Here is a 21,943-nt window from a genome sequence, read left to right on the forward strand (position 1 = left end):
CCGCTTAGCGGCTGACGACGATGCGTGTGTTCGACACCCCGTGCCGGCTGGCGAGCGAGAAGAATGTCGCTGCATTTTCAGGATGCAGGCGGATGCAGCCATGCGAGGCAGGTCGGCCGAGCCGCTTCGTCTCGAAGGTCGCATGGACGGCATAACCGCCGTTGTAGAACACCGCATAGGGCATCGGGGCATTATCGTATTTGCGCGAACGATGATCCCTGGACAGCCACTTGGCGCCCCAGTTCCCTGTCGGCGTCGAATAACCCGGACGCGCGGTCGAGACCTTCCATTCGTAGACCACCACGCCGTCCTGCTCGACGGTCATGGTCTGCGACGAGAGGCTGACGCTGGCAACAAGACTTGCAGAAAAGGCAGCGGGTGCGAGAAATTGCGCACAGAAGAGCGCCATGGCTCCCATTAAGATACGACGCATAGAAAACCCCCGATAAAAAACCCTGGAGCAAGAGATACCTCATTCAGCTCAAGGAATATTTAAAATCGAGGATGGCATTCGGCGTAAAATCGCAAATCCATCCGCCATCGCCGCAACAAGACAATACGTAATCAACAAAGACTGAATATCTGCGGCCTGCCCGCAATGCGGATTGCCCGGGAGAGGTATCTCTATTCGGCGTTGCTTCAAAACACCTTCGCCGCCGTCACTTCCACTTCGACCAGGAATTCGGCGCGGGTGAAGCCACCGACAACGATCAGGGTCGAGACCGGTTTCGGATCGAGCGTATAGCGGTCCCGCACCGCCATGTAGGCGGGAAAATCCTCGCGGCTGGTCACGAAGCCGGAAATGCGGATGACGTCCGCGTAGGTCATGCCCGCCTCTTCGAGGATCGCACCGATCGCCTTGAAGCAGAGTTCGGCCTGGCCTGCCACGTCCGGCGGGATCCTGTCTTCCGGCGAAATGCCGAGCTGGCCGGAGGTCACCAGCAGGCTTGCGCCCGGCGGAACCAGCAGGCCGTGATTGTAGCCGCCGAACGGCTTGCGGACGGAAGGCGGATTAAATGTCTTAAATGCCATAACCGACGATACCTTTGATTTCGAGAAAATCGTGAATGGCCCAGTCGGCATATTCGCGGCCGTTGCCGGATTGCTTGAAGCCGCCGAAGGGCGCGAAGAGATCCCATTCGGGATAGTTGATGAACACCGAACCGGCGCGCAACCGCGCCGCCACCTTGCGGGCATGGGCAAGGTCGCCGGACTGGACATAGGCCGCAAGCCCGTAGGGCGTGTCGTTGGCGATCTCGATTGCCTGCTCCTCGGTTTCGTAAGGGAGGATAGACAGGACCGGCCCGAAAATCTCCTCGCGGGCGATGGTCATGTCGTTGGTGACGTTTCCGAACACGGTCGGGCGGATGTAATAACCGCGGTTGAGGTTTTCCGGGCGTCCGGGGCCGCCAGTGACCAGCGTGGCACCTTCGGTGATGCCGGCCTCGATCAGCCGCTGGATCTTGTCGAACTGGATTTGGCTGACCACCGGGCCGAGATCGATGCCATCGGCCCGCGGGTCGCCGGTTTTCAGTTTTTCGGCCGCAGCCTTGGCAACTTGAAGCGCCTCGTCGTGACGCCTGGCCGGCACCAGCATGCGGGTCGGCGCGTCGCAGGATTGGCCGGAATTGGCAAAGCAGGCGGTCACGCCCTCCGCCACCGCCTTTTCGAATTCTGCATCCGCCAAGATGATGTTGGGTGACTTGCCGCCGAGTTCCTGCGCCACGCGCTTCACGGTATCGGCGGCGGTCTTGGCGACGATCACGCCTGCGCGGGTCGAGCCGGTGAAGGACACCATGTCGACATCCGGATGGCCGGCCATCACTTGGCCCACATCCGGACCGGTACCGTTAACGAGGTTGAAGACGCCCTTCGGCGTGCCCGCCGCCTCCATCACTTCCGCAAAGATGATGCCGCTGATCGGCGCGATCTCGGAGGGTTTGAGCACCATGGTGCAGCCGGCGGCGATCGCCGGTGCCACCTTGCAGACGATCTGGTTGAGCGGCCAGTTCCACGGCGTGATGAGAGCGCAGACGCCGATCGGTTCTTTCACGATGGTCGTCGTGCCGCGCGTCTCGGTGAATTCGTAGGCTTCGAACGCCTCGATCGTCGCCTTGAGATGCCCCTGCCCGGCGGCGGCCTGCGCGTCCCGGGCAAAGGCGATCGGCGCGCCCATTTCCTGGGAAACGGCTTGCGCAATATCCTCGTAACGCTTTTCGTATTCGGCAAGGATACGGCGGAGCAGCGCCAGCCGCTCCTCCTTCGACCACTGCGAGAAAGACGCGAAAGCCGCCTTGGCGGCTGCGACGGCCTTGTCCACATCCGCCTTGGAGCCGAGCGCGATCCGCGTATAGGCCTCTTCGGTGGACGGGTCGATGACGTCCAAGGCAACCGGAATGGCCGGCTCGACCCAGGCACCGTCGATGAAGAATTTCAAGTGGTTGCTCATGGAAAACCTCCGCGCGGTCGAGGGAATGGTGAACCACTATCGGCCATCGCCATCTCCCTCGCAAGCCCGCCGGATATGTCGAAAAGGCGACGTGCGGAGGCTTCTTCCATCGCCAGGCAGCGCTCGGCAGTCGATGCCTTTGCTCTTGCAGGCCAGAGAAAGCCGGGGAATTTCAACAGGCCTTAAATGTTCGTAAAACCCATCGAAACATATCAGCAACAATACCGCTTCATCCGAACTTAAAAGCTCGATGTTACGGAATAGATCGACCTTGCGACGATCCAGCAAATTTCCGCAGCGCTGGGCATGGACGCGACAGATCAACACGGCTTTCAGAAAGCAGGCAGGCCCGATGCGACGCAGCCTTCTCCCTCTCGCCCTTCTCGGGCTTTTTGCGCTGCCCATGTCCGGCGCACAAGCGACAGCCCTCACCGACGATCTTCAGGGTCTTTCCAAGAAGCAGGTCGAGGACAGCGTCGAGTTCGCATTCGGCAATGCGCTGTTTTTCCTGTTCCATGAGGCCGGACACATGCTGGTTTCAGAATTCAACCTGCCGGTTCTTGGCCGTGAGGAGGATGCGGTGGACACGCTTTCCACGCTGCTCCTGCTGGAGGCCGACGACGAAGTTTTCGACACGGCGCTGACCGATTCCGTCGATGGCTGGACATTTTCCGCAGAGGCCAGCGAGGCGGCCGAACAAGAACTGGCCATGTGGGACGTCCACGCGCTCGACCGCCAGCGCGCCTTCAGCATGGTCTGCATGATGGTCGGCAAGGATGCGGAGAAATTCAAGGAATCGGCCGACAACCTCGAATTTCCGGAGGAACGCCGCAGGCAGTGCGTCGGCGAATATCTGAAAGCCCATGACAGCTGGTTCGGCGTCCTGAAACCGCATCTGCGGACCGACGGGCAGAACAACAAATTTACGATCACCTACAAGAAGCCGAGCAACAAGGAACTCGAGGACTACGCGGACCTGACGAAGACGGCGAAGGTTCTGGATATCCTCGCCGAGCTTCTCTCCGGGCTCTACAAGCTGGACGACGGCATCAAGCTGACGGCCGCCGAATGCGGTGAGCCGAATGCCTATTGGTCGGCGGGCGAACGGGAAGTGATATACTGCTATGAGCTGATGCAGTGGCACATGCAGACCGTCGCCAAGTATTTCAAAGAGGAAGAGGGCAAAACGGGCGACAGCGAAGAGGCGGTCGACGAGAAAAAGCCCACCCTCCAGAACCTGTTCGGCAAGGCAACGGCCCGCTGGTAGAGAGCACCCGCAAAAGCAGGCCCGGCATCAGCCTTCACAAGCCTGACGCCAGGCGTTTTCATCGTCGCGTTCAAGCGCCATAGGGCGCAAAGAACGTCTTGGCAGCTTCGATCTCGTTCGGGCGGATCTCATGCCCGCCGCCATGCCATTCCAAAGACACCGTGTCGCCCTGCTTCCTGAAATAGTCGGCAAGGTCGGTGGTCTGCTCGATGGAACTGATCGGATCGTGCTGGCCGGCCGTGATCAACACATGGGCCTTGTCTTCGAGCTTGCGGTCCTTCGGCGTGAACGGGATCAGCGGATGCATCAGCACGCCCGCTTCGAACAGGCCGGGCTTCTCGATCATGATATTGGCGAGAATGTTCGCGCCATTCGAGAAACCGAGGCCGAGCACGGTCGAGGAACCGTAGCGTTCGCGGTTGGCGGCGACGAATTCGCTCATCCGCTCGGTCGCCCGAGCCAGATCCTCGCAATCGTAGACGCCTTCCGCCTTGCGCCGGAAGAAACGCGCCGCGCCGTGTTCGGAAATGTCGCCGCGCGGCGAGATCACCGTGGCGCCCGGCAACAGCCGGCCGCCGAAATCGAAGAACTGGTTTTCATCGCCGCCGGTGCCGTGGAAGACGAACAGGATCGGCGCTCCGGGAGCACCGGGGCGCGCCCGGTGCACATAACTGTCGTAACTCATGATGGTCTCCTTGGACGCGTCGTCTGGTTAGGCGTCCAGCGGTTCGAGATGTTGTTCGAGCGTTGACCGCAGATGGGCATGCTGTGCGGGCAGCTTCAGGGCCTCGCCGAGATGGGCGGTATCCTCGTCCCGATCGAAGCCGGGTTCGTTGGTGGCGATTTCGAACAGCACGCCGCCCGGCGTGCGGAAATAGATCGCCCAGAAGTAATCGCGGTCGATGACCGGAGTGACCTGGTAACCGGTATCCATCAGCGCCTTGCGGACTTCGAGCTGCTTTGCGCGATTCTCGACGGCAAAGGCGATGTGGTGGACCGAGCCAGCACCGAGATTGGCGCGGGCGATGTTCGGCATGGTTTCGATGTCGATGACATCGGCACCGTTGCCGCCCGGCATGATCAGGCGGGTCACACCATCCTGAGCATCGGCTTGGCTGTAGCCCATGAACTTCAGGAGTTCGGCGGTAGCGCCTTCATCGCGAAGACGAAGCGAGGCGGAATGGAAACCGCGGATCGCATGGTCTTCGGAAATGCCGTTGCCGATGAACTGCTTGCGGGCATCATCCTTGACTTCGACGAGCGCGAAACCGTCGCCATCGGGGCCGGCGAAATGCAGGCGGTTTTCACCGAATGCGGTATCGGCCTTGATGCCTTCGGCGCCAGCTTTCGTCAGGCGGTCGGTCCAGAAACCGAACGAACCTTCCGGAACCGAGAAGAGCGTGGTGCCCACCTCGCCGGTGCCCTGACGGCCACGGGCGATATGCGGAAACGGGAAGTAGGTCATGACAGAGCCGGGCGTGCCGACTTCATCGCCATAATAGAGATGGTAGACATCCGGAGCGTCGAAATTGACGGTCTTCTTGACCCGGCGAAGGCCGAGCGTATCGGTGAAGAACTTGTTGTTGGTGCTGGCGCTGGCAGCCATCGACGTGACGTGGTGGAGGCCTTTGATCTGGTCGAGCATTTTAAACCCCTTTCTAGGAGCCGCCTGTGCGGCCCGCTTTCTGAGGTAAAGATGGTGGAACGACCGGCAATTGGATAGACGCGACGATCCGAACGCATTGTTCACTCTGCGTAGACGACCATTGGTTAATCGTTCACAGAATTAGGCTTGTTCCGGCAGGCGCCAGTCGACCGGATCCTTGCCGATCGACTGCAGATAGGCATTCGCCTTGGAGAAGGGACGCGAGCCCAGAAACCCGTTATGGGCCGACAGCGGCGACGGATGCGCCGATTTCAGCACCAGATGCCGCTGCTGATCGACGAAGGCCGCCTTCTTCTGGGCATAGGAGCCCCAGAGGATGAAGACGACGCCGTCGCACTCGTCGTTGACGGCGCGGATCACCGCGTCGGTAAACCGTTCCCAGCCCTTGCTCTGATGGGCAGCGGCCTTACCTTCCTCGACCGTTAGCACGCTGTTCAGCAACAGCACGCCCTGTTCGGCCCAGTGTTCGAGGAAACCATGTTTGGCCGGCGGAATGCCGAGATCCGTCTCCATCTCCTTGTAGATGTTGATGAGCGACGGCGGGATGCGCACGCCGGGCTTCACGGAAAAGCAAAGCCCATGCGCCTGGCCCAAGCCGTGATACGGATCCTGGCCGAGGATCACGACCTTGACCTCGTCGAGCGGCGTCAGATCGAGCGCCCGGAAATATTCCGAGCCTTTTGGAAAGATACGTTTGCCCGCTTCCTTTTCGGCAACGAGGAAGCGGCGCAATTCGCTCATATAGGGATTGGAAAACTCAGGCCCGAGCGCGTGTTTCCAGCTTTCCTCGAGCTTGACCTCGCCTTCCGCCATGTCTTGGCCCTTCAGATCACATGATGGTTCGAGCGGGAATGCCAGTCCCAGGCTGAACGGATGATATCGTTCAGCCCGAATTTCGGCTCCCAGCCGAGCACCGCCCGCGCCTTGTCGTTATTGGCAACCAACGAGGTGGAATCGCCCTCGCGCCGGCCGACATAGTCCACGGGAAAAGGTTTTCCGGAAACCTCCGAAATCGCTGCAAGCAGCTCCTTCACCGTGGTGCCGGTGCCGGTGCCGAGGTTGAGTTCCACGGTTTCGCCGCCCGCGAGAAGGTAGTCGACTGCCCGCACATGCGCGTCGGCAAGGTCGAGCACATGGATATAGTCGCGCACGCATGTGCCGTCGCGGGTGTCGTAATCGTCGCCGAACACCTTGAAGCCCTGGCGACGGCCGAGCGCCGCCTCGATGGCGAGCGGAATGGCGTGGGTTTCCGGCGTGTGCCACTCGCCGATCCGGCCCTCGAAATCGGCGCCGGCGGCATTGAAATAGCGCAGCATCACGGACTTCAGGTCCTTGTAGGTGCCGTAATCCTTCAGCGCCTGCTCGATGATGAACTTGGTGCGGCCGTAGGGATTGATCGGCGCCTGTTTGTGCGTCTCGTCCATCGGCACGCGGTCCGGCAGGCCGTAGGTGGCGCAGGTCGAGGAGAACACGAAGGCCTTCACACCCGCATCGATCGCCGCCGATAAGAGCGTCAGCGCCCCGATGACATTGTTGTCGTAGAAGGCGACCGGGTTCTTGACCGATTCCCCCACCTCGATCAGCGCCGCGAAATGCAGCACGGCATCCGGCTTGTGCTTGGCGAAAACCGCGTCTAGCCGGGCGCGGTCACGGATATCGCCCTGTTCCAGCTCACCCCAGCGCACGAATTCCGCATGCCCGTTGGAGAGATTGTCGAAGACGATCGGCTGATACCCCCGCTCGGCGAGCACCAGGCACGTATGGGAGCCGATATAGCCGGCCCCGCCGACCACGAGCACTTTCTGTTGCGACATCATTTTCCCTGCGGTTATTGAAGCCGGCGGCACTATAGCCGGCGGCGCCTAAATGTGAAGGGCGGGCGGCCAGGAGAAATTTGGGTGGAGACGCCGCTTTCGAACTTGTCTATCCTACTCAGGATATTCCATAGGTCATTTCATGCGCCTCCTCTTTCTCGCCCTCGGATGGCTGTTCGTCGCAATCGGCATTGTCGGGGCTTTCCTGCCTGTCCTGCCCACCACGCCATTCCTGCTTCTGGCCGTCGCCTGTTTCGCCCGCTCCTCGCCGCGGCTGGAGGCATGGCTACTCGACCACCCGAAATTCGGGCCGTCCCTGCGCAACTGGCGGGAAAAGGGTGCGATCGCCAGGAAGGCGAAGATCGCGGCGATCTCGCTGATGGCGGCGAGCTACGCGGTTTTCTGGTTCGGCACCTCGCCGCCGCTGTGGCGGGCGGCGCTGGTGGCCGCGGTCATGCTCGGCTCGGCGACCTTCATCGTCACCCGGCCGGATACATGAGCATCTGAACGTTCAGCGGTGCCGCGATTGCGGCAGGACGTAGGGAATGTGGGCGGCCGGCAGGCGGCCGACGGCGCCGGCGATACCGTAGACGCTGGCGATGATCTCGTCGTTCACCGTTTCCATGCAGCCGCCTTCCGCGACCACCCGGCCGTGGTTGAGCACCACGAGATGATCGGCGAACTCAGCCGCGAGGTTGAGGTCGTGCAGGATGGCGAGCACGATGCCGCCGGCATTGGCGAAGTCGCGGGCGATTTCCAGCACCGAGATCTGGTGTCCGAGGTCGAGGCTGGCGGTCGGCTCGTCGAGGAACAGCGCCCGCGGCACGCCGTCGGCAACCGGCTGCGGCACCTGGGCGAGTGCGCGGGCAAACTGCACCCGCTGCTGCTCGCCGCCCGACAGCGACGGATAGGGCCGGCTTTCGAACCCGCGCAGGCCCACGCGTGACAAGGCCTGACGCGCCTGTTCGGTCGGGTTCAGCGCCCCTTGCGCCACCGCCCCCATGCGGACGATTTCGAGCGCGGTGAAGGGGAAGGCGAGCTGCGTCGCCTGCGGCAGCACTGCCCGGCGTTTGGCGAGATCGACCGGCTGGCAGAGATCGACGCTGGTGCCGTGATAGCTGACGAAGCCGATATCGGGTTTCATCTCGCCGGAGATCACCTTCATCAGCGTCGATTTTCCGGCACCGTTCGGGCCGATGACGACGGTGAACTTGCCCGGCTCGAGATCAAGGCCGACATTGTCGAGCAGCTTGCGGCCCGAGCGGGCGACGGTGACGTGTTCGGCGGAAATCATGGCATGTCCCGCGTGGTGATGCCGTTTTTACCCAACAGCAGAAAGAGGAAGACCGGCGCGCCGAACAATGCGGTGATGACGCCGATCGGCAGTTCCGCCGGAGCGGCGACGGTGCGCGCCACGCTGTCGGCAACCAACAGCAGCGCCCCACCCCCGAGCGCCGAACCCGGCAACAGGAAGCGGTGCGACGGGCCCATGACGAGGCGCAGCAGATGCGGCACGACGATGCCGACGAAGCCGATCGAGCCGGCGACCGCGACTGTAGAACCGCAGGCGGCGGCGACAGCGACGATGACGATCTTCTTCAGCCGCTGCACCGGTATTCCCATGTGAAACGCAGCCGCATCGCCAAGCACCAGTGCGTCGAGGCCGCGCGCCACGAAGGGCATGATCACCATCACCGCGCCGACGAAGGGCAGGATGGACAACACCCGGCCGAACGTGGCACCCCCGAGCGAGCCGAGGTTCCAGAAGGTGATGTCGCGCAGCTGCCGGTCGTCGGCCATGACGATCATCAGGCCCATCAGTGCCGCCGAAAGCGCACCGATCGCGATGCCCGACAGGATCAGCGTCGTCGTCGAGGTCCGCCCGTCGCGGGTGGCGATGACGTAGAGCGCCCAGGTGTTGAAGAGACCGCCGAAGAAGGCCATCAGCGGCAGGAACTGGTTGCCGAGCACCATGGCGACCGGCGCCAGAATGCCGTTGCCGAGGACGATCGCCGCAACCGCGGCAAGCCCCGCGCCGGAAGTGACGCCGACAATGCCGGGATCGGCAAGCGGATTGCGGAACAGGCCCTGCATCATCGCACCGGAGACGGCAAGCCCGGCGCCGACCAGAAGGCCGAGCGCGGTGCGCGGCAGGCGGACCGCCTCGAGGATCACCCGGTCCTGGGTCGAGAGGCTGGCGCTGTTGCCGGTCGCGTAGGTCCAGAGATCGCGCAGGCCGACACCCGTCGGGCCGATGCCGAGGGAAAGCAGGCACGCGACAAACAGCATCACCGTCAGCAGAAGAAGCACGACGACCCCGTGGCGGGTCCGGTCTCCATCATCCGCCGGACGAAAGGGCATCGCCAGCGCCTTCATCATCAGTTGATCGCCCCGGGATAGATCTGGCCCGCGAGCGAACGGGCAGCCTCCGGCGTGCGCGGGCCAAAGCCGAGCAGCAGCAGGCCGTCCATGGTGACCAGCGCCTTGTTGGCGGCAGCCGGCGTCGTCTGCATCGACGGTATCGCAAAAACCTGTTCCGGCGTGATGGTGTGGTCGCCGCGCGACATGGAAAGCACGACATCCGGCTTCGTGGCGATGACAGCTTCGTCGGCAAGCGGCTTGTAGCCGTTGATCGTCGGAGCGGCATTGATACCGCCGGCCATTTCGATCACCGCACCCGCCTCCGTGTCGGCACCGCCGGCCATGACGCGGTTGTTGGCAAGCGACAGCACGAACAGAACCTTCTTCTTCGGGCCGGGGATCTTGGCAACGTCGGCGGCGAGTTTCTTCAGTCCGTCTTCCGTCCTTAGGGCAAGGGCGTCGGCCTTGTCGGAAAGCCCGACCGCCGCACCCACGTCGCGGATCTTCCTGCCGATCGCATCCGCCTTCGCCGGGGTCGGGATGACCACCATCGGCACTTCGCTGGCTTTCAGGATTTCGATCACCGGCGGCGGACCGGAACCCTCCTCCATCAGGATCAAATCAGGCTTCTGGCCGAGGATACCTTCAGCGGACAGAGCGCGCATATAACCGACGTCCGGTTTGGAGTTCGCCGCATCCGGATAGAAGCTCGTCGAGTCCCGTGCTACGATCCGGTCCTCGGCGCCGATTGCATAGAGGATCTCGGTGATCGTGCCGCCGATGGAGACGATCCGCTTGGCCTCCGGATTGCCCTTGTCGGATGCAACGGCGACGCCCGCGACGAGACCGGTGCCCAGGAGGACGGCTGCGAAAAGCCCCCTCAAGGTGAAGGAAGACCCCATGATACTCTGCTCCTTTTCTGCCCAAACCGAGGCGCAATATGCCTCAGGTCCGCCTGGCCGGCGGCGATAACTTGAGTTGACTACGCAAGTTTTTTAGGCTTTTCAAGGGGACCGGCCGCAGATATCTTGAGCCGAAAGTGAAACTTTAAGTGAGGGACTATCCATGTACATCGCCATGAACCGATTCCGCGTCGTGCCGGGTTATGAAGAGGCGTTCGAAGCCATCTGGCGCGGCCGCCACGGCCGCCTCGCAGAGCTGCCCGGTTATGTGGAATTCCACATGCTCAAGGGCCCGAAGGCTGAGGATCACACCCTCTACGCATCCCATACCGTGTGGGAAACCTTCGAGGACTTCCAGGCCTGGACGAAGTCGGAACAGTTCCGCGCCGCGCACGCGAATGCTGGCAACAACCGCGGCAAGGTGGAATATCTCTCGGGTCCGCATTTCGAAGGTTTCGAAGTGATCATCCACGAAGACAAGAACGGCGTGCGCGCCGACGCTGCCGCTTGAGGTCCCGATGAACGCCGTTTCCGAAATCAGCCCGGACCGTCACGCACGGGCTCTCGCCGCCCTTGCGGAGAAGCCCGACGGCGTCGTCGAGGCGATTGCCGCCAATGCCGAGGTGACGCCCGCCGAGATCCTCGAAATCCTGCCCAAGGGCGCGGCGGTCATCGCCGACAAGGAGAAATTCGCGGATATCTGGGCCGAGATGACCACCTGGGGCGAGGTCCTGTTCATCGTCCATACCGAAGACATCGTGCTGGAAGCCGAAGGCACCCTGCCGATGGGTTCGGAGGGCCATGGCTGGTTCAACATCCATGGCGACAGCCCGATCGGCGGTCACATCAAGAAGGAGAACTGCGCCTCCGTGACCTTCGTCGACCGCGCCTTCCACGGCCGCCGCTCCTGCTCGGTCTGGTTCATGAATGCCAAGGGTTCGGCGATGTTCAAGGTGTTCGTCAAGCGGGATGCCGCACGCGAACTGATCGCCGAACAGCTGCAAAAGTTCGAAGCACTGCGCGACAGTTACGCCTGAGCGAAGGCGGTTCCGTGAGTTTTGGTGATTCGGGCGAAAAATCACTGTCCGAATCACTTCCCGGCGGAACTTTTCGTTTCCCCCTGCATTGGAACGCCATGGCAGGGCCTGCGGAGTGGGTTGGCTGCGTGACGATCGTTTAGCCAAATGCTGCCCTTTTAAGGTGGTTGTCATTGAAAAAGGCGCCGCCGCGCCCATAGGCGGACCGATCGCTTGCGAGAGGCGAGCGATCTTTAGCGGCGCGGCGCGCATCAACCGCTTTCAGCTCTCATCGGGTCCGAAAGCTGACTAGAGGGCCGGCACCCATTTCCAGAAAACGCCTTCCATCCGCTCCGGATAATATTTGAATTCGCATTCGAAGCGGCGGCCATAGGCCTCGGCCGCCTTCAAGGCCGCCTTGCTCACCGGCTTCATGCCGGTTCCGGGCGCAAACCAGTCTTCCATCAGGTCATCGGGAATATAGACGCCGATCCTCAGCGGCAGGGCGGTCAGCGTTGCATCGAGTTCTTCAGGCGGCATGGCTTCTTCCTCCACGAAAAGGCGGGCGCTCCGAAGAACGTCCGTCTTTCCGGGAAGTTCCGGTCTCGGACCGGCAGCCCGATCGGGGCATCGAGGCAAATCGGCATCCCGTCAGTGGTGAGTGGCGTGATCCGGCTTGCCCTGGCGCTTGGTCGAGGCAAAATCCTCGAGCTGCTTTTCGCTCATGGATTTCTCCATGCCCTTCGAAGCGCCCTTGAGTTCGCTTTTCTTCATGTCGCCGCGTTTCGCGGCAAGCGCTGCACCGGCGGCCTTCTGCTGTGCTTTGGATTTCGCTGGCATATCTGCCTCCTCGAGTTTGCACACCAAATCCAACAGCCAACCGCGGCTTTGGTTCCCCGACAATCCCGGGCGCTGACACAGCCCATATCTCGAAAACGACGCAAAGCGGAACCTCCGGGCATGCCCGGGTGTTCCTTGCGCGAAGCCAAATTCGGAGATCCCGCAATGAATGCCGAAGCGAATGCCGCGCAGAGCCTACCGAGGGAGAAGGCCACTCATCCAGTCGACACCATGCCGGGGATGGAAGTAAAGGCCGCACCGACCCTTGCCGACGCGGATTCCGAAGCCTTTGTCGCCGAGGCAGTCGAGGATCTGGCCAACTGTCATATCCCGTTCCTGCTGGCCGGCACCTTTGCCATCAGCGCCTATACGGGCATCACCCGCCAGACCAAGGATCTCGACATCTTCTGCAAGGCCGGCGACTACGCCCGCATCCTTTCCCACTTCAAGGACAAGGGTTATCACATCGAGGTCGAGGACGACCGCTGGCTCGGCAAGGTGAAGAAGGGCCGGCATTTCTTCGACGTCATCTTCGCCGCCTCGAACGGCACCATGCCGATCAGCGACGCCTGGTTCGAAAACGCCCGCCAGATCGAGATGAACGGCCACAAGGTGCGCATCATCGCGCCGACCGAACTCATCTGGTCGAAATGTTTCGTCCAGCTCCGCCATCGCTACGACGGCGGCGATATCGTCCATATGATCCTGCGCGCCCACGACCAGATCGATTGGGAGCGGCTGCTGAACCATATGGAAGTGCATTGGGAAGTGCTGCTGATCCACCTCCTGAACTTCCGCTGGATCTACCCGACCGAGCGCGACAAGGTGCCGGACTGGCTGCTGGACGAGTTGCTCGACCGGTTGAAGGCGCAGCGCGAACTGCCGCTGCCGCAGATGAAGATCTGTCGCGGCCGCATGTTCAGCCGGGTGGATTTCGAGATCGACGTCAAGGAATGGGGTTTTGCCGATGTCGGCGGCGAAGGCGACCTTCGCGACGGCGTCGAAGAGGAAATGGCCCAGGGAGGCTTAGCGTGAGCAAAGCGACCGACGCGAAGAACGACGCCACCAGGAAAGCAAACGGCAAGCTCAGGATCGCCGCGATGGGCGACCTGCATGTCAAGGAACACGGCACGGTGTCCTACAAGGAGCTGTTCACCGAGATTTCCCAGGCTGCCGACATCCTCGTCCTGACCGGAGATCTCACCGACCTCGGCAAGGTCAAGGAAGCGGAAATCCTGGCTTCCGACCTGCGCGCCTGTTCTATCCCGATCGTCGGCGTGCTCGGCAACCATGATTACGAATGCGGCTGCGTCGAGGAGGTCACCCATATCCTGAAGGAGGCCGGCATCCATCTGCTGGAAGGTCAGGCGGTCGAGATCAACGGCGTCGGTTTCGCCGGCGCCAAGGGTTTTGCCGGCGGCTTCGGCCGCCACATGCTCGGCTCCTTCGGCGAGCCGGCGATCAAGGCGATGGTGACCGAAAGCGTCGAGGAAACCATGCGCCTCGAAAACGCGCTGCGTCAGGTCCGCTCGGAGCGGGCCATGGTCATTCTGCATTACGCGCCGATCCGCGAGACCGTGGTCGGCGAGCCGGAGGAGATCTATCCCTTCCTCGGCTCATCGAGATTGGCGGAAACCATCGATCGCTTCCCGGTAAAGGCTGTGGTTCATGGGCATGCACATCGCGGGACTTACGAGGGCAAGACGCCGGGCGGTGCGCCGGTCTACAATGTCGCAAGCCATATCGAGAAGCCGTCGGGGAAACCGTATGCGCTGTTGGATCTTTAGGCTGCGGTTGCAGCCTTGCCGTGCTATCAGCTGAGTGCCCAACAGCACGCGGCGCGGCGGTTATCCACACGCGGCACGCCTCGCGGCTTGTTGGCAACAACGGCTCGATCACGCGCCACTCGAAATCGGTCAGGTCATATCAGCTCATACCGATCCTGACTCATCAATCAGTGATCGATGTAAGCCCGGCTTGATCCCTAACCGTTGTCCTCGTATCTTTCGAGGATGACGGTGACACTGCTTCCCTTATCAAGCGGCCACTATTCGCTGGAATTCGAACCGTCGGACCTTCCGTCGGTAACATTAGCCATTCGCAACCTCTATGGCGTGCCAGACAGGCGGGAGTACCCGACATCTGCCAGGTACCGGTTCGGTGGATGCAGCTTCACCTTCCAGAGCGAGTGGGACGATCCCTGCCTGATTTCCGGATCAGCAGAAGGCGACATCATCCTCAAAGCCCTTCACGAAGCTCTGGACACAGCGACCTGACGCAAGCCCGCTTATTGAGTTCACGACCTAGTCCAGCATCTGAGAGCGCTGCTTGCTTCAAATATGCAGCGCATGCCCCAGCGCCTTCAGCGCCGCCTCGGCAAACGCCTCCGACTGCGTCGGATGCGCATGGATCGTCCCGGCGATATCCTCCAACCTCGCCCCCATCTCGATCGCCAGCGAGAACGCCGCCGAGAGTTCGGAAATCCCCGCCCCGACACCTTGGATGCCGAGCACCAAATGATTGTCGGCCCGCGCCACGACGCGCACGAACCCCTCCTCCGCCGACAGCGTCATCGCCCGGCCATTGGCGGAAAACGGGAACTGGCCGATCTTGATCTCGCGGCCCGCCGCCCTCGCCTCGTCCGGCGACATGCCCACCGAGACGATCTCCGGATCCGTGAAGCAGACGGCGGGAATGGCGCGCTTGTCCCAGGAGCGGCGTTTGCCGGAAACGATCTCCGCCACCATCTCGCCTTGCGCCATCGCCCGATGCGCCAGCATCGGCTCGCCGGTCACATCGCCGACCGCATAGATGCCGCGCATCGAGGTGCGGCACTGCTCGTCGATCCGAAGGAAGCGACCGTCCATGTCCAGTTCCAGCTCCTCCCGGCCCCAGCCTTCGGTCACGGGCTTGCGGCCAACCGTGACGAGGACCTTGTCGGCAGCAATGCGTTTCTCCTCGCCGGAACCGGTCTCCGCCAGCAGCGCCTCTCCGTTCGATGACAGGCCCTTGACCTTGGTGCCGAGCAGGACCTCGACACCCAAGGCCGCCAACCGCCTGGCGACCGGCTGGGTAAGCTGCGGATCGTAGAGCGGCAGGATGCGATCGACCGCTTCGACGATCGTCACCTTTGAGCCAAGCTTGGCAAAGGCGATGCCGAGCTCAAGGCCGATATATCCGGCACCGACGACCGCCAGCCTTGCAGGCACCTCGATCAGGGACAGTGCCCCGGTAGACGAGATCACCTTGCCCCCGAACGGCAGCATCGGCAATTCGACCGGTGCCGAACCGGTGGCAATGACGATATTTTCGGCGCGGATAACCTGTTCGCCGGTTTCCGTCTCCACTGCGACCGTCTTGCCGTCCCGGAATTTTGCTCGCCCGACGACGATCTTGACGCCTGCCTTCTTCAACAGACCGGCAACACCGAGCGTCAACCGGCCGGTAATGCCATCCTTCCAGGCCATGGTTTTGGCAAGGTCGATGGCTGGATTATCTGCCTTGATGCCCATGGCATTTTTGCCAGCCGCCATTGCGACGGTCTTCGCGAAATCGTCGGCCGCATGGATGATCGCCTTCGACGGAATGCAGCCGATATTGAGGCAGGTGCCGCCCGGCTTCGCCATCTCGACGATGACCGTGTCGACCCCCAGCTGGCCGGCCCGGATGGCGCAGACATAGCCTCCCGGACCGGCCCCGATGACGAGGAGCTTGCAGGTGATCTCTTTCATTGTTCTTCTCTCACCTCACTCCTCGACGAATATAAGCGCCGGCGTTTCCATCAACGCTTTCAGGCGCTGCACGAATGTCGCGGCATCCCAGCCGTCGATCACCCGGTGATCGAAGCTGGAGGACAGGTTCATCATCTTGCGTGGCACGAATTGCACCCCGTCCCAATGCGGCCGGACGGCGAGCTTGTTGACGCCGATGATCGCCACTTCCGGATGGTTGATGACCGGCGTCGAAACGATGCCGCCCATTGCGCCGAGCGAGCTGATGGTGATCGTCGACCCCGACAGTTCCTCGCGCAGTGCCGTGCCGTTCTTGGCGGCATCGCTGAGGCGCGCCACTTCCCGGGCGCAGTCGAAAATGTCGCGTGCCTCGGCGTGCCTCACCACCGGCACGACCAGGCCCGACGGCGTCTGCGCCGCGATGCCAATATGCACGCCGCCATATTGGCGGATGATGCCGGCCTCGTCGTCATAGAGCGCGTTGATGCCCGGCTGCTCGCCGATCGCCTTCACCATCGCCCGCATCAGGAACGGCAGGATGGTCAGTTTCGGCCGGCCGGGCTTCTGGGTACCGTTCATCCGGGTCCGCAGCTCTTCGAGCGCGGTCATGTCGATCTCCTCCACATAGGTGATGTGGGGGATGCGGGATTTCGACAGCGCCATCTTCTCGGCGATCCGGCGGCGCAGCCCGACGACCTTGACCTCCTGCACCGCCTTGTTCGACTGCAGCCCGGCGGCGACAGCCCCGCTGCCACCCTGGCTGTTCAGGAACGCATCCAGATCCTCATGGGTGATGCGGCCGGCCGGTCCGGTGCCCGTGACCTGCCGAAGGTCGATCCCCGCTTCCTTCGCCCGAAGACGCACGGCCGGCGGTGCCAGCGGTTTTTCACCTTCCGCGCGGGGTGCTCCAACGGGATGGGACAACGGTCTGGCGACGGGCGGTGATACAGCGATCTCAGCTTTTGGTTTAAGAGGCTCAACCTTTTTCTCAGATGCCGGCTCGGCGGCTGCAACGGGCAGAGCAACCGGTTTGACCTGTGGCTCTTCCTCGGTCTCGCCCCCCTCGCCCGCGATCCTAATCTTGAGGATGACGGTGCCGGTGGCGATTATATCGCCGATCTCTCCGTGCCGGAAGGTTACCTCGCCATCCACAGGCGATGGGATCTCCACCGTCGCCTTGCCGGTCATCACCGCGGCAAGCACCATGTCCTCGCGCACCAGGTCGCCGACGTTGACGTGCCATTCCACCAGTTCGGCTTCCGCGACACCTTCGCCGACATCAGGCAGCTTGATGAGTTTTTCCGCCATATCTCAGGCCTCCATCAGGTCGCGCAGCGCCCGGCCGACGCGGGCCGGCCCCGGAAAATAATCCCATTCCTGCGCATGCGGATAAGGCGTGTCCCAGCCCGCCACCCGGATGACCGGCGCTTCGAGCTGGTAGAAGCAGTGCTCCTGCACCAGCGCCGCCAGCTCCGCGCCGAAGCCGGAGGTGAGCGTCGCCTCGTGCACCACCAGGCACCGGCCGGTCTTCTTCACCGAGGTGACGATGGTATCGAGATCGAGCGGCATCAGGGTGCGCAGGTCGATCACCTCGGCATCGATGCCGGTCTCCTCGGCCGTCGCTTCGGCCACATGCACCATCGTGCCATAGGCGAGCACGGTGACCGCCGAGCCCGGACGCCGCACCACCGCCTTGCCGAGCGGCACCACGAAATGTTCGGCCGGCACTTCGCCAAGCGGATGGCCGGCCCAGGACGTCACCGGCCGATCATGATGGCCGTCGAACGGGCCGTTATAGAGCCGCTTCGGTTCGAGGAAGATCACCGGGTCGGGGTTTTCGATCGAGGCGATCAGCAGGCCCTTGGCGTCATAGGGATTGGAGGGCACCACCACCTGCAGGCCGCAGACATGCGTGAACAGCGCTTCGGGGCTCTGGCTGTGCGTCTGGCCGCCAAAGATGCCGCCACCGGTCGGCATCCGCACGGTGATGCCGCAGGTAAAATCGCCGTTGGAGCGATAGCGCAGCCGCGCCGCTTCCTGGGTGAGCTGGTCATAGGCCGGATACATGTAATCGGCGAACTGGATCTCGACGCAGGGTTTCAGCCCATAGGCCGCCATGCCTATTGCGGCACCGACGATGCCGGATTCGTTGATCGGCGCGTCGAAGCAGCGCGTCTTGCCATATTTCTGCTGCAACCCCTGGGTGCCGCGGAAGACGCCGCCGAAATAACCGACATCCTCGCCGAACACGACCACATCGTCGTCACGCTCCATGGAGACATCCATGGCACTGCGGATCGCCTCGATCATCGTCATGCGCGGCATGGGGGGACCTCCGATGCTGGAACGCCGGAGCAAGCGATCTCAAGGCCGGAGCAAGCAGCCCCCTCACCCGGCCTCCGCTTTGCTCGGCCACCCTCTCCCCAAGGGGAGAGGAGGAACGGCGACGGTGCGGCATCTCTCTTCTCCTCTCGGGGAGAAGGTGCCGGCAGGCGGATGAGGGGGAGCCGCGATCGAAGACTTAGCTCTTTCATCCTCACACCCCCGCCTGCTGCCGCTGCCGTTTCAAATGCGGCGGCATTTCCGCATAAACGCCTTCGAACATATCGCGCATCGACGGCCGCCCGCCGGAATGCAGGGTGCCGTGGCGCTCCGCCTCCTTCTGGGCGGCGACGACGGTGTCGCGGATTTCCGCCTCCATCTGTTTATGGCGTTCCTCGCTCCAGGCGCCGATGCGGATCAGGTGGTTCTTCAGCCGGATGACCGGATCGCCGAGCGGCCAGGCTTCGGACTCTTCCTTGGGGCGATAGGCCGACGGATCGTCGGAGGTGGAATGGGCGCCGACGCGGTAGGTGACGTATTCGACCAGCGTCGGGCCGATATTGCGCCGCGCCCGCTCGGCCGCCCATTTGGCGACCGCATGCACGGCGAGATAGTCGTTGCCGTCGACGCGCAGCGACGGCAGGCCGTAACCGAGGCCACGGGCGGCAAACGTGCCCGAGCCGCCGCGGGCGACGCCCTGGAAGGTCGAGATGGCCCACTGGTTGTTGACGACATTGAGGACAACAGGCGCCCGGTAGGTGGAGGCAAAGACCAGCGCCGAATGGAAATCCGACTCGGCCGTCGATCCGTCCCCGATCCAGGCAGCGGCAATCTTGGTGTCGTTCTTGATCGCGGATGCCATGGCCCAGCCGACGGCCTGGACATATTGCGTGGCGAGATTGCCGGAGATCGTGAAGAAGCCGAACTCCTTCGACGAATACATGATCGGCAGTTGCCGCCCCTTCAGGGGATCGGCATCGTTGGAATAGATCTGGTTCATCATCTCGACCATCGGATAGCCGCCGGCAATCAGCAGGCCCGCCTGGCGATAAGTCGGAAAGTTCATGTCGCCCGGGAGAAGCGCCTTGCGGAAGGCGCAGGAGACCGCCTCCTCGCCGAGATGCTGCATGTAGAAGGACGTCTTGCCCTGCCGCTGCGCCATCAGCATGCGGCTGTCGAAGACCCGCAGCAGCATCATGTGCTTGAGGCCCTCCATCAGTTCCTCGGGCGTCAGCGAGCCGGCCCAGGGACCGACCGCCTCGCCCTCGCGGTCGAGCACGCGGATGATCGAATAGGCGAGGTCGCGGATCTCCTTCGGATCGACGTCCACCTCCGGCCGCCGCACCGAGCCGGCCTTCGGGATCGGCACATTGGAGAAATCCGGCTTGCCGCCCGGCCGCACTTCAGGCTCCGGCACATGCAGGCTCAGTCTCTGTCCATCCGTCATTCGTTTCTCCTCCCAAAGAACCGGTCAAACTCAGTCGTTCAACGCGGCGCCATCCTGAGCGCTCCGTCGAGGCGGATCACTTCGCCGTTCAGCATCGGGTTTTCGATAATGTCGCGCACCAGCCGCGCGAATTCCGCCGGCCGCCCGAGCCGCGGCGGAAACGGCACCGATTTGGCCAACGAGGCGCGTACCTCGTCGGAAAATCCGGCCATCATCGGCGTCTCGAATATGCCGGGCGCGATCGTCATCATCCGGATGCCGTCGCGGGCAAGCTCGCGGGCGATCGGCAGGGTCATGCCGGCCACCGCCGCCTTCGAGGCGGCATAGGCGGCCTGCCCGATCTGCCCGTCATAGGCGGCGACTGAGGCGGTGGCGACCAGCACGCCGCGTTCGCCCTCCTCGTTCGGCTTGGCTTTCGCGATCGCCTGCGCCGCCAGCCGGATCACGTTGAACGTGCCGATGGTGTTGATCTCCAGCGCGCGGGCAAAGCTTTCGAGCGCATGGACGCCTTCTCTGCCGAGCACCTTTTCCGACGGCGCGATGCCGGCGCAACAGACCGCGCCCCGGATCGGCCCGTTGGCGGCTTCCGCTTTGGCGACCGCATTTTCGACCGCCTCACCGCTGCGGACATCCGTCTTCACGAAGATCGTGCCCTTGCCGAGCTCCTCGGCTTTTACCCGGCCGCTCGTTTCATCAAGGTCGAGCAAAGCCACGCAACCGCCAGCTTCGACAAGCATTTTAGCTGTCGCGAGCCCAAGGCCGGAAGCGGCACCGGTCACCAGAAAGTTTCCGCCGTCTATGCGCATCCCGATCCTCCTCAGTTCGCCAGGCCGCGGGCGATGATGATCTTCTGGATGTCGGACGTGCCCTCGTAGATCTGGCAGACGCGGACATCGCGATAGATGCGCTCGACTGGGAAATCGGAAATATAACCGTAGCCGCCGAGCGTCTGGATCGCCGCCGAACAGACTTTCTCCGCCATTTCGGAGGCAAACAGCTTGGCCATGCAGGCTTCGTCAAGGCAGGGCTCGCCGCGATCCTTCAGCCGTGCGGCATGCAGGACCAGTTGGCGGGCCGCCTCGATCTGCGTCTTCGCATCCGCCAGCCGGAAGGCGACCGCCTGGTGGTCGAGAAGCAGCTTTCCAAAGGTCTTGCGCTCCTTGGCATAGGTGAGCGCCACGTCGAAGGCGGCCTGCGCCATGCCGACGCATTGGGCGGCGATGCCTATCCGGCCCGCTTCCAGTCCCGACAGCGCGATCTTCAAACCGGCGCCTTCGGCACCGATCCGCTGGCTTTCGGGAACGCGCATATTGTCGAACATCAGCGCCGCAGTGTCCGAAGCCTTCTGGCCGAGCTTGTCTTCGACCTTGGAGATCGAAAATCCAGGCACATCCGTCGAGGTGACGAAGGCGGAGATCCCGCGCTTGCCGGCGCTGGGATCGGTGACCGCGAAGATGATCACCGTGCCGGCGATCTTGCCGGACGTGATGAACATCTTCGAACCGTTGATGACATAGTCGCTGCCGTCCCTCACGGCGCGGGTACGGATCGCCGCGGCATCCGAGCCGGTATCGGCCTCGGTCAGCGCAAAGGCGCCGATATGGCGGCCTTCCGCGAGCGGCCTGAGAAACCGTTCCTTCTGGTCGTCGGAAGCGTGCATATCGAGGAGGGAGCAGACCGGGGAATTGTGGACGCTGACCAGCGTCGAGACCGCGCCGTCGCCCGCCGCGATCTCCATCAGCGCGCTCGCATAGGCCACATAGGAACAGCCGACGCCGCCCCATTCCTCCGCGGTTCGCATGCCGAGAAACCCTAGCTCGCCGAGTTGTTTCAACACGTCCGGCTCGATCGCGTGCGACTTGTCGCGTGCCGCGGCACCAGGTTTCAGGACCTCCCGGGAAAACTCCGCGGCAGTCGAGCGGATAAGCTCTTCCTCCTCAGTCAGCATGCACTGATCTCCTCCCCGAAACCGCCTGCATGAGTGCTAAATTAGGACTGAACCGGTCCGCCGACCACTCCCTGGAACTTGTTATTTGTTGCTCCCCCGCGCAATTTTATTGCGCCTGCGCCCCACAATGGAACCGGAAGCCACTTCGACCGTTTGCCGGTCTCTCTCAACCAGGGGCTG

The 21,943-nt window shown here is 62.7% G+C and carries 24 protein-coding genes and 1 pseudogene; 6 read left to right on the forward strand and 19 right to left on the reverse strand.

Annotated features, from left to right (window positions below):
- Positions 1-4 precede the first annotated feature (4 nt).
- The 3 genes from LZK81_RS15705 to LZK81_RS15715 all read right to left on the reverse strand — a co-directional run bounded on the left by LZK81_RS15705 (position 5) and on the right by LZK81_RS15715 (position 2,449).
- Positions 5-433 (reverse strand): L,D-transpeptidase, encoded by a 429-nt coding sequence (locus LZK81_RS15705; protein WP_046603618.1) that lies wholly within the window; start codon positions 431-433, stop codon positions 5-7.
- 206 nt (positions 434-639) lie between these two features.
- A complete protein-coding gene (locus LZK81_RS15710; protein WP_046603617.1) occupies positions 640-1,032 on the reverse strand; it encodes a RidA family protein in 393 nt (130 codons plus the stop codon).
- On the reverse strand, positions 1,022-2,449 hold the full coding sequence (locus LZK81_RS15715) for an aldehyde dehydrogenase family protein (protein WP_233953866.1): 1,428 nt from the start codon (positions 2,447-2,449) through the stop codon (positions 1,022-1,024). Before LZK81_RS15715 ends, LZK81_RS15710 begins: the two co-directional genes overlap by 11 nt.
- Before the next feature lie 352 nt (positions 2,450-2,801).
- On the opposite strand from LZK81_RS15715, the gene LZK81_RS15720 reads away from it, so the two are divergent.
- Complete coding sequence (locus LZK81_RS15720) at positions 2,802-3,716, forward strand: DUF4344 domain-containing metallopeptidase (protein ID WP_233953867.1); 915 nt, start codon at positions 2,802-2,804, stop codon at positions 3,714-3,716.
- 70 nt (positions 3,717-3,786) lie between these two features.
- Here the strand turns inward: LZK81_RS15720 and LZK81_RS15725 are convergent, their stop codons facing one another.
- From LZK81_RS15725 to galE, 4 genes are all read right to left on the reverse strand, one after another.
- Positions 3,787-4,401, reverse strand: coding sequence for an alpha/beta hydrolase (locus LZK81_RS15725; RefSeq protein ID WP_233953868.1), 615 nt, complete (start codon positions 4,399-4,401; stop codon positions 3,787-3,789).
- A gap of 27 nt (positions 4,402-4,428) precedes the next feature.
- Positions 4,429-5,361: a VOC family protein gene (locus LZK81_RS15730; RefSeq protein WP_233953869.1), complete on the reverse strand. Its 933-nt coding sequence runs from the start codon at positions 5,359-5,361 to the stop codon at positions 4,429-4,431.
- Between the two features lie 141 nt (positions 5,362-5,502).
- The gene (gene ung, locus LZK81_RS15735) at positions 5,503-6,195 is read right to left on the reverse strand and encodes a uracil-DNA glycosylase (RefSeq protein ID WP_233953870.1); all 693 of its coding nucleotides are present in this window, start codon (positions 6,193-6,195) and stop codon (positions 5,503-5,505) included.
- Positions 6,196-6,206: 11 nt separating this feature from the next.
- The gene (gene galE / locus LZK81_RS15740) at positions 6,207-7,196 is read right to left on the reverse strand and encodes a UDP-glucose 4-epimerase GalE (protein ID WP_233953871.1); all 990 of its coding nucleotides are present in this window, start codon (positions 7,194-7,196) and stop codon (positions 6,207-6,209) included.
- 142 nt (positions 7,197-7,338) lie between these two features.
- Between galE and LZK81_RS15745 the strand changes: the two genes are divergently transcribed.
- The gene (locus LZK81_RS15745) at positions 7,339-7,695 is read left to right on the forward strand and encodes a YbaN family protein (RefSeq protein WP_007758381.1); all 357 of its coding nucleotides are present in this window, start codon (positions 7,339-7,341) and stop codon (positions 7,693-7,695) included.
- A gap of 12 nt (positions 7,696-7,707) precedes the next feature.
- Here the strand turns inward: LZK81_RS15745 and LZK81_RS15750 are convergent, their stop codons facing one another.
- The 3 genes from LZK81_RS15750 to LZK81_RS15760 are packed head-to-tail and all read right to left on the reverse strand — an operon-like array spanning position 7,708 to position 10,459.
- A complete protein-coding gene (locus LZK81_RS15750; protein WP_233953872.1) occupies positions 7,708-8,490 on the reverse strand; it encodes a heme ABC transporter ATP-binding protein in 783 nt (260 codons plus the stop codon).
- On the reverse strand, positions 8,487-9,575 hold the full coding sequence (locus LZK81_RS15755) for a FecCD family ABC transporter permease (protein ID WP_046603610.1): 1,089 nt from the start codon (positions 9,573-9,575) through the stop codon (positions 8,487-8,489). Before LZK81_RS15755 ends, LZK81_RS15750 begins: the two co-directional genes overlap by 4 nt.
- Positions 9,575-10,459, reverse strand: coding sequence for a heme/hemin ABC transporter substrate-binding protein (locus LZK81_RS15760; RefSeq protein ID WP_046603609.1), 885 nt, complete (start codon positions 10,457-10,459; stop codon positions 9,575-9,577). The genes LZK81_RS15755 and LZK81_RS15760 overlap by 1 nt, the downstream gene beginning before the upstream one ends.
- A 163-nt stretch (positions 10,460-10,622) precedes the next feature.
- On the opposite strand from LZK81_RS15760, the gene LZK81_RS15765 reads away from it, so the two are divergent.
- Both LZK81_RS15765 and hutX read left to right on the forward strand, forming a co-directional pair.
- Positions 10,623-10,970 carry an antibiotic biosynthesis monooxygenase family protein gene (locus LZK81_RS15765; RefSeq protein ID WP_046603608.1) on the forward strand — a complete coding sequence of 116 codons (348 nt, stop codon included), beginning with the start codon at positions 10,623-10,625 and terminating at the stop codon, positions 10,968-10,970.
- Positions 10,971-10,977: 7 nt separating this feature from the next.
- Positions 10,978-11,496 (forward strand): heme utilization cystosolic carrier protein HutX, encoded by a 519-nt coding sequence (hutX, locus tag LZK81_RS15770; RefSeq protein ID WP_046603607.1) that lies wholly within the window; start codon positions 10,978-10,980, stop codon positions 11,494-11,496.
- Between the two features lie 288 nt (positions 11,497-11,784).
- Here the strand turns inward: hutX and LZK81_RS15775 are convergent, their stop codons facing one another.
- Both LZK81_RS15775 and LZK81_RS15780 read right to left on the reverse strand, forming a co-directional pair.
- Complete coding sequence (locus LZK81_RS15775) at positions 11,785-12,015, reverse strand: hypothetical protein (protein WP_046603606.1); 231 nt, start codon at positions 12,013-12,015, stop codon at positions 11,785-11,787.
- Positions 12,016-12,126: 111 nt separating this feature from the next.
- Complete coding sequence (locus LZK81_RS15780; RefSeq protein WP_233953873.1) at positions 12,127-12,315, reverse strand: DUF3008 family protein; 189 nt, start codon at positions 12,313-12,315, stop codon at positions 12,127-12,129.
- 240 nt (positions 12,316-12,555) lie between these two features.
- Between LZK81_RS15780 and LZK81_RS15785 the strand changes: the two genes are divergently transcribed.
- Positions 12,556-13,350 carry a nucleotidyltransferase family protein gene (locus LZK81_RS15785; protein WP_046604083.1) on the forward strand — a complete coding sequence of 265 codons (795 nt, stop codon included), beginning with the start codon at positions 12,556-12,558 and terminating at the stop codon, positions 13,348-13,350.
- 65 nt (positions 13,351-13,415) lie between these two features.
- The gene (locus LZK81_RS15790; RefSeq protein ID WP_233956588.1) at positions 13,416-14,102 is read left to right on the forward strand and encodes a metallophosphoesterase family protein; all 687 of its coding nucleotides are present in this window, start codon (positions 13,416-13,418) and stop codon (positions 14,100-14,102) included.
- 53 nt (positions 14,103-14,155) lie between these two features.
- On the opposite strand, the pseudogene LZK81_RS29335 reads toward LZK81_RS15790, so the two are convergent.
- The 7 genes and pseudogenes from LZK81_RS29335 to LZK81_RS15820 form a co-directional block, all read right to left on the reverse strand.
- Positions 14,156-14,235: pseudogene (locus tag LZK81_RS29335) on the reverse strand (IS5/IS1182 family transposase); the annotation flags it as partial.
- A 413-nt stretch (positions 14,236-14,648) separates the two neighbouring features.
- Complete coding sequence (lpdA, locus tag LZK81_RS15795; protein ID WP_233953874.1) at positions 14,649-16,046, reverse strand: dihydrolipoyl dehydrogenase; 1,398 nt, start codon at positions 16,044-16,046, stop codon at positions 14,649-14,651.
- 15 nt (positions 16,047-16,061) lie between these two features.
- Positions 16,062-17,354, reverse strand: a complete 1,293-nt coding sequence (locus LZK81_RS15800) for a dihydrolipoamide acetyltransferase family protein (protein ID WP_233953875.1) — start codon at positions 17,352-17,354, stop codon at positions 16,062-16,064.
- Between the two features lie 3 nt (positions 17,355-17,357).
- Positions 17,358-18,371 (reverse strand): alpha-ketoacid dehydrogenase subunit beta, encoded by a 1,014-nt coding sequence (locus LZK81_RS15805; RefSeq protein WP_046610164.1) that lies wholly within the window; start codon positions 18,369-18,371, stop codon positions 17,358-17,360.
- Between the two features lie 211 nt (positions 18,372-18,582).
- The gene (locus LZK81_RS15810) at positions 18,583-19,815 is read right to left on the reverse strand and encodes a 3-methyl-2-oxobutanoate dehydrogenase (2-methylpropanoyl-transferring) subunit alpha (protein ID WP_233953876.1); all 1,233 of its coding nucleotides are present in this window, start codon (positions 19,813-19,815) and stop codon (positions 18,583-18,585) included.
- A 38-nt stretch (positions 19,816-19,853) separates the two neighbouring features.
- Complete coding sequence (locus LZK81_RS15815) at positions 19,854-20,621, reverse strand: SDR family NAD(P)-dependent oxidoreductase (protein WP_046610079.1); 768 nt, start codon at positions 20,619-20,621, stop codon at positions 19,854-19,856.
- Positions 20,622-20,632: 11 nt separating this feature from the next.
- A complete protein-coding gene (locus tag LZK81_RS15820; RefSeq protein WP_046603598.1) occupies positions 20,633-21,763 on the reverse strand; it encodes an acyl-CoA dehydrogenase family protein in 1,131 nt (376 codons plus the stop codon).
- Positions 21,764-21,943: the final 180 nt, after the last annotated feature.

This window comes from Neorhizobium galegae (assembly GCF_021391675.1).
In the GTDB taxonomy this organism is placed as follows: Bacteria; Pseudomonadota; Alphaproteobacteria; order Rhizobiales; family Rhizobiaceae; genus Neorhizobium; species Neorhizobium galegae_B.

Excerpts from the sequence above, each read along its gene's own strand:
- LZK81_RS15705 (WP_046603618.1), bottom strand. The coding sequence starts at position 433 with ATGCGTCGTATCTTAATGGGAGCCATGGCGCTCTTCTGTGCGCAATTT.
- LZK81_RS15710 (WP_046603617.1), bottom strand. The coding sequence starts at position 1,032 with ATGGCATTTAAGACATTTAATCCGCCTTCCGTCCGCAAGCCGTTCGGC.
- LZK81_RS15715 (WP_233953866.1), bottom strand. The coding sequence starts at position 2,449 with ATGAGCAACCACTTGAAATTCTTCATCGACGGTGCCTGGGTCGAGCCG.
- LZK81_RS15720 (WP_233953867.1), top strand. The coding sequence starts at position 2,802 with ATGCGACGCAGCCTTCTCCCTCTCGCCCTTCTCGGGCTTTTTGCGCTG.
- LZK81_RS15725 (WP_233953868.1), bottom strand. The coding sequence starts at position 4,401 with ATGAGTTACGACAGTTATGTGCACCGGGCGCGCCCCGGTGCTCCCGGA.
- LZK81_RS15730 (WP_233953869.1), bottom strand. The coding sequence starts at position 5,361 with ATGCTCGACCAGATCAAAGGCCTCCACCACGTCACGTCGATGGCTGCC.
- ung (WP_233953870.1), bottom strand. The coding sequence starts at position 6,195 with ATGGCGGAAGGCGAGGTCAAGCTCGAGGAAAGCTGGAAACACGCGCTC.
- galE (WP_233953871.1), bottom strand. The coding sequence starts at position 7,196 with ATGTCGCAACAGAAAGTGCTCGTGGTCGGCGGGGCCGGCTATATCGGC.
- LZK81_RS15745 (WP_007758381.1), top strand. The coding sequence starts at position 7,339 with ATGCGCCTCCTCTTTCTCGCCCTCGGATGGCTGTTCGTCGCAATCGGC.
- LZK81_RS15750 (WP_233953872.1), bottom strand. The coding sequence starts at position 8,490 with ATGATTTCCGCCGAACACGTCACCGTCGCCCGCTCGGGCCGCAAGCTG.
- LZK81_RS15755 (WP_046603610.1), bottom strand. The coding sequence starts at position 9,575 with ATGATGAAGGCGCTGGCGATGCCCTTTCGTCCGGCGGATGATGGAGAC.
- LZK81_RS15760 (WP_046603609.1), bottom strand. The coding sequence starts at position 10,459 with ATGGGGTCTTCCTTCACCTTGAGGGGGCTTTTCGCAGCCGTCCTCCTG.
- LZK81_RS15765 (WP_046603608.1), top strand. The coding sequence starts at position 10,623 with ATGTACATCGCCATGAACCGATTCCGCGTCGTGCCGGGTTATGAAGAG.
- hutX (WP_046603607.1), top strand. The coding sequence starts at position 10,978 with ATGAACGCCGTTTCCGAAATCAGCCCGGACCGTCACGCACGGGCTCTC.
- LZK81_RS15775 (WP_046603606.1), bottom strand. The coding sequence starts at position 12,015 with ATGCCGCCTGAAGAACTCGATGCAACGCTGACCGCCCTGCCGCTGAGG.
- LZK81_RS15780 (WP_233953873.1), bottom strand. The coding sequence starts at position 12,315 with ATGCCAGCGAAATCCAAAGCACAGCAGAAGGCCGCCGGTGCAGCGCTT.
- LZK81_RS15785 (WP_046604083.1), top strand. The coding sequence starts at position 12,556 with ATGGAAGTAAAGGCCGCACCGACCCTTGCCGACGCGGATTCCGAAGCC.
- LZK81_RS15790 (WP_233956588.1), top strand. The coding sequence starts at position 13,416 with ATGGGCGACCTGCATGTCAAGGAACACGGCACGGTGTCCTACAAGGAG.
- lpdA (WP_233953874.1), bottom strand. The coding sequence starts at position 16,046 with ATGAAAGAGATCACCTGCAAGCTCCTCGTCATCGGGGCCGGTCCGGGA.
- LZK81_RS15800 (WP_233953875.1), bottom strand. The coding sequence starts at position 17,354 with ATGGCGGAAAAACTCATCAAGCTGCCTGATGTCGGCGAAGGTGTCGCG.
- LZK81_RS15805 (WP_046610164.1), bottom strand. The coding sequence starts at position 18,371 with ATGCCGCGCATGACGATGATCGAGGCGATCCGCAGTGCCATGGATGTC.
- LZK81_RS15810 (WP_233953876.1), bottom strand. The coding sequence starts at position 19,815 with ATGACGGATGGACAGAGACTGAGCCTGCATGTGCCGGAGCCTGAAGTG.
- LZK81_RS15815 (WP_046610079.1), bottom strand. The coding sequence starts at position 20,621 with ATGCGCATAGACGGCGGAAACTTTCTGGTGACCGGTGCCGCTTCCGGC.
- LZK81_RS15820 (WP_046603598.1), bottom strand. The coding sequence starts at position 21,763 with ATGCTGACTGAGGAGGAAGAGCTTATCCGCTCGACTGCCGCGGAGTTT.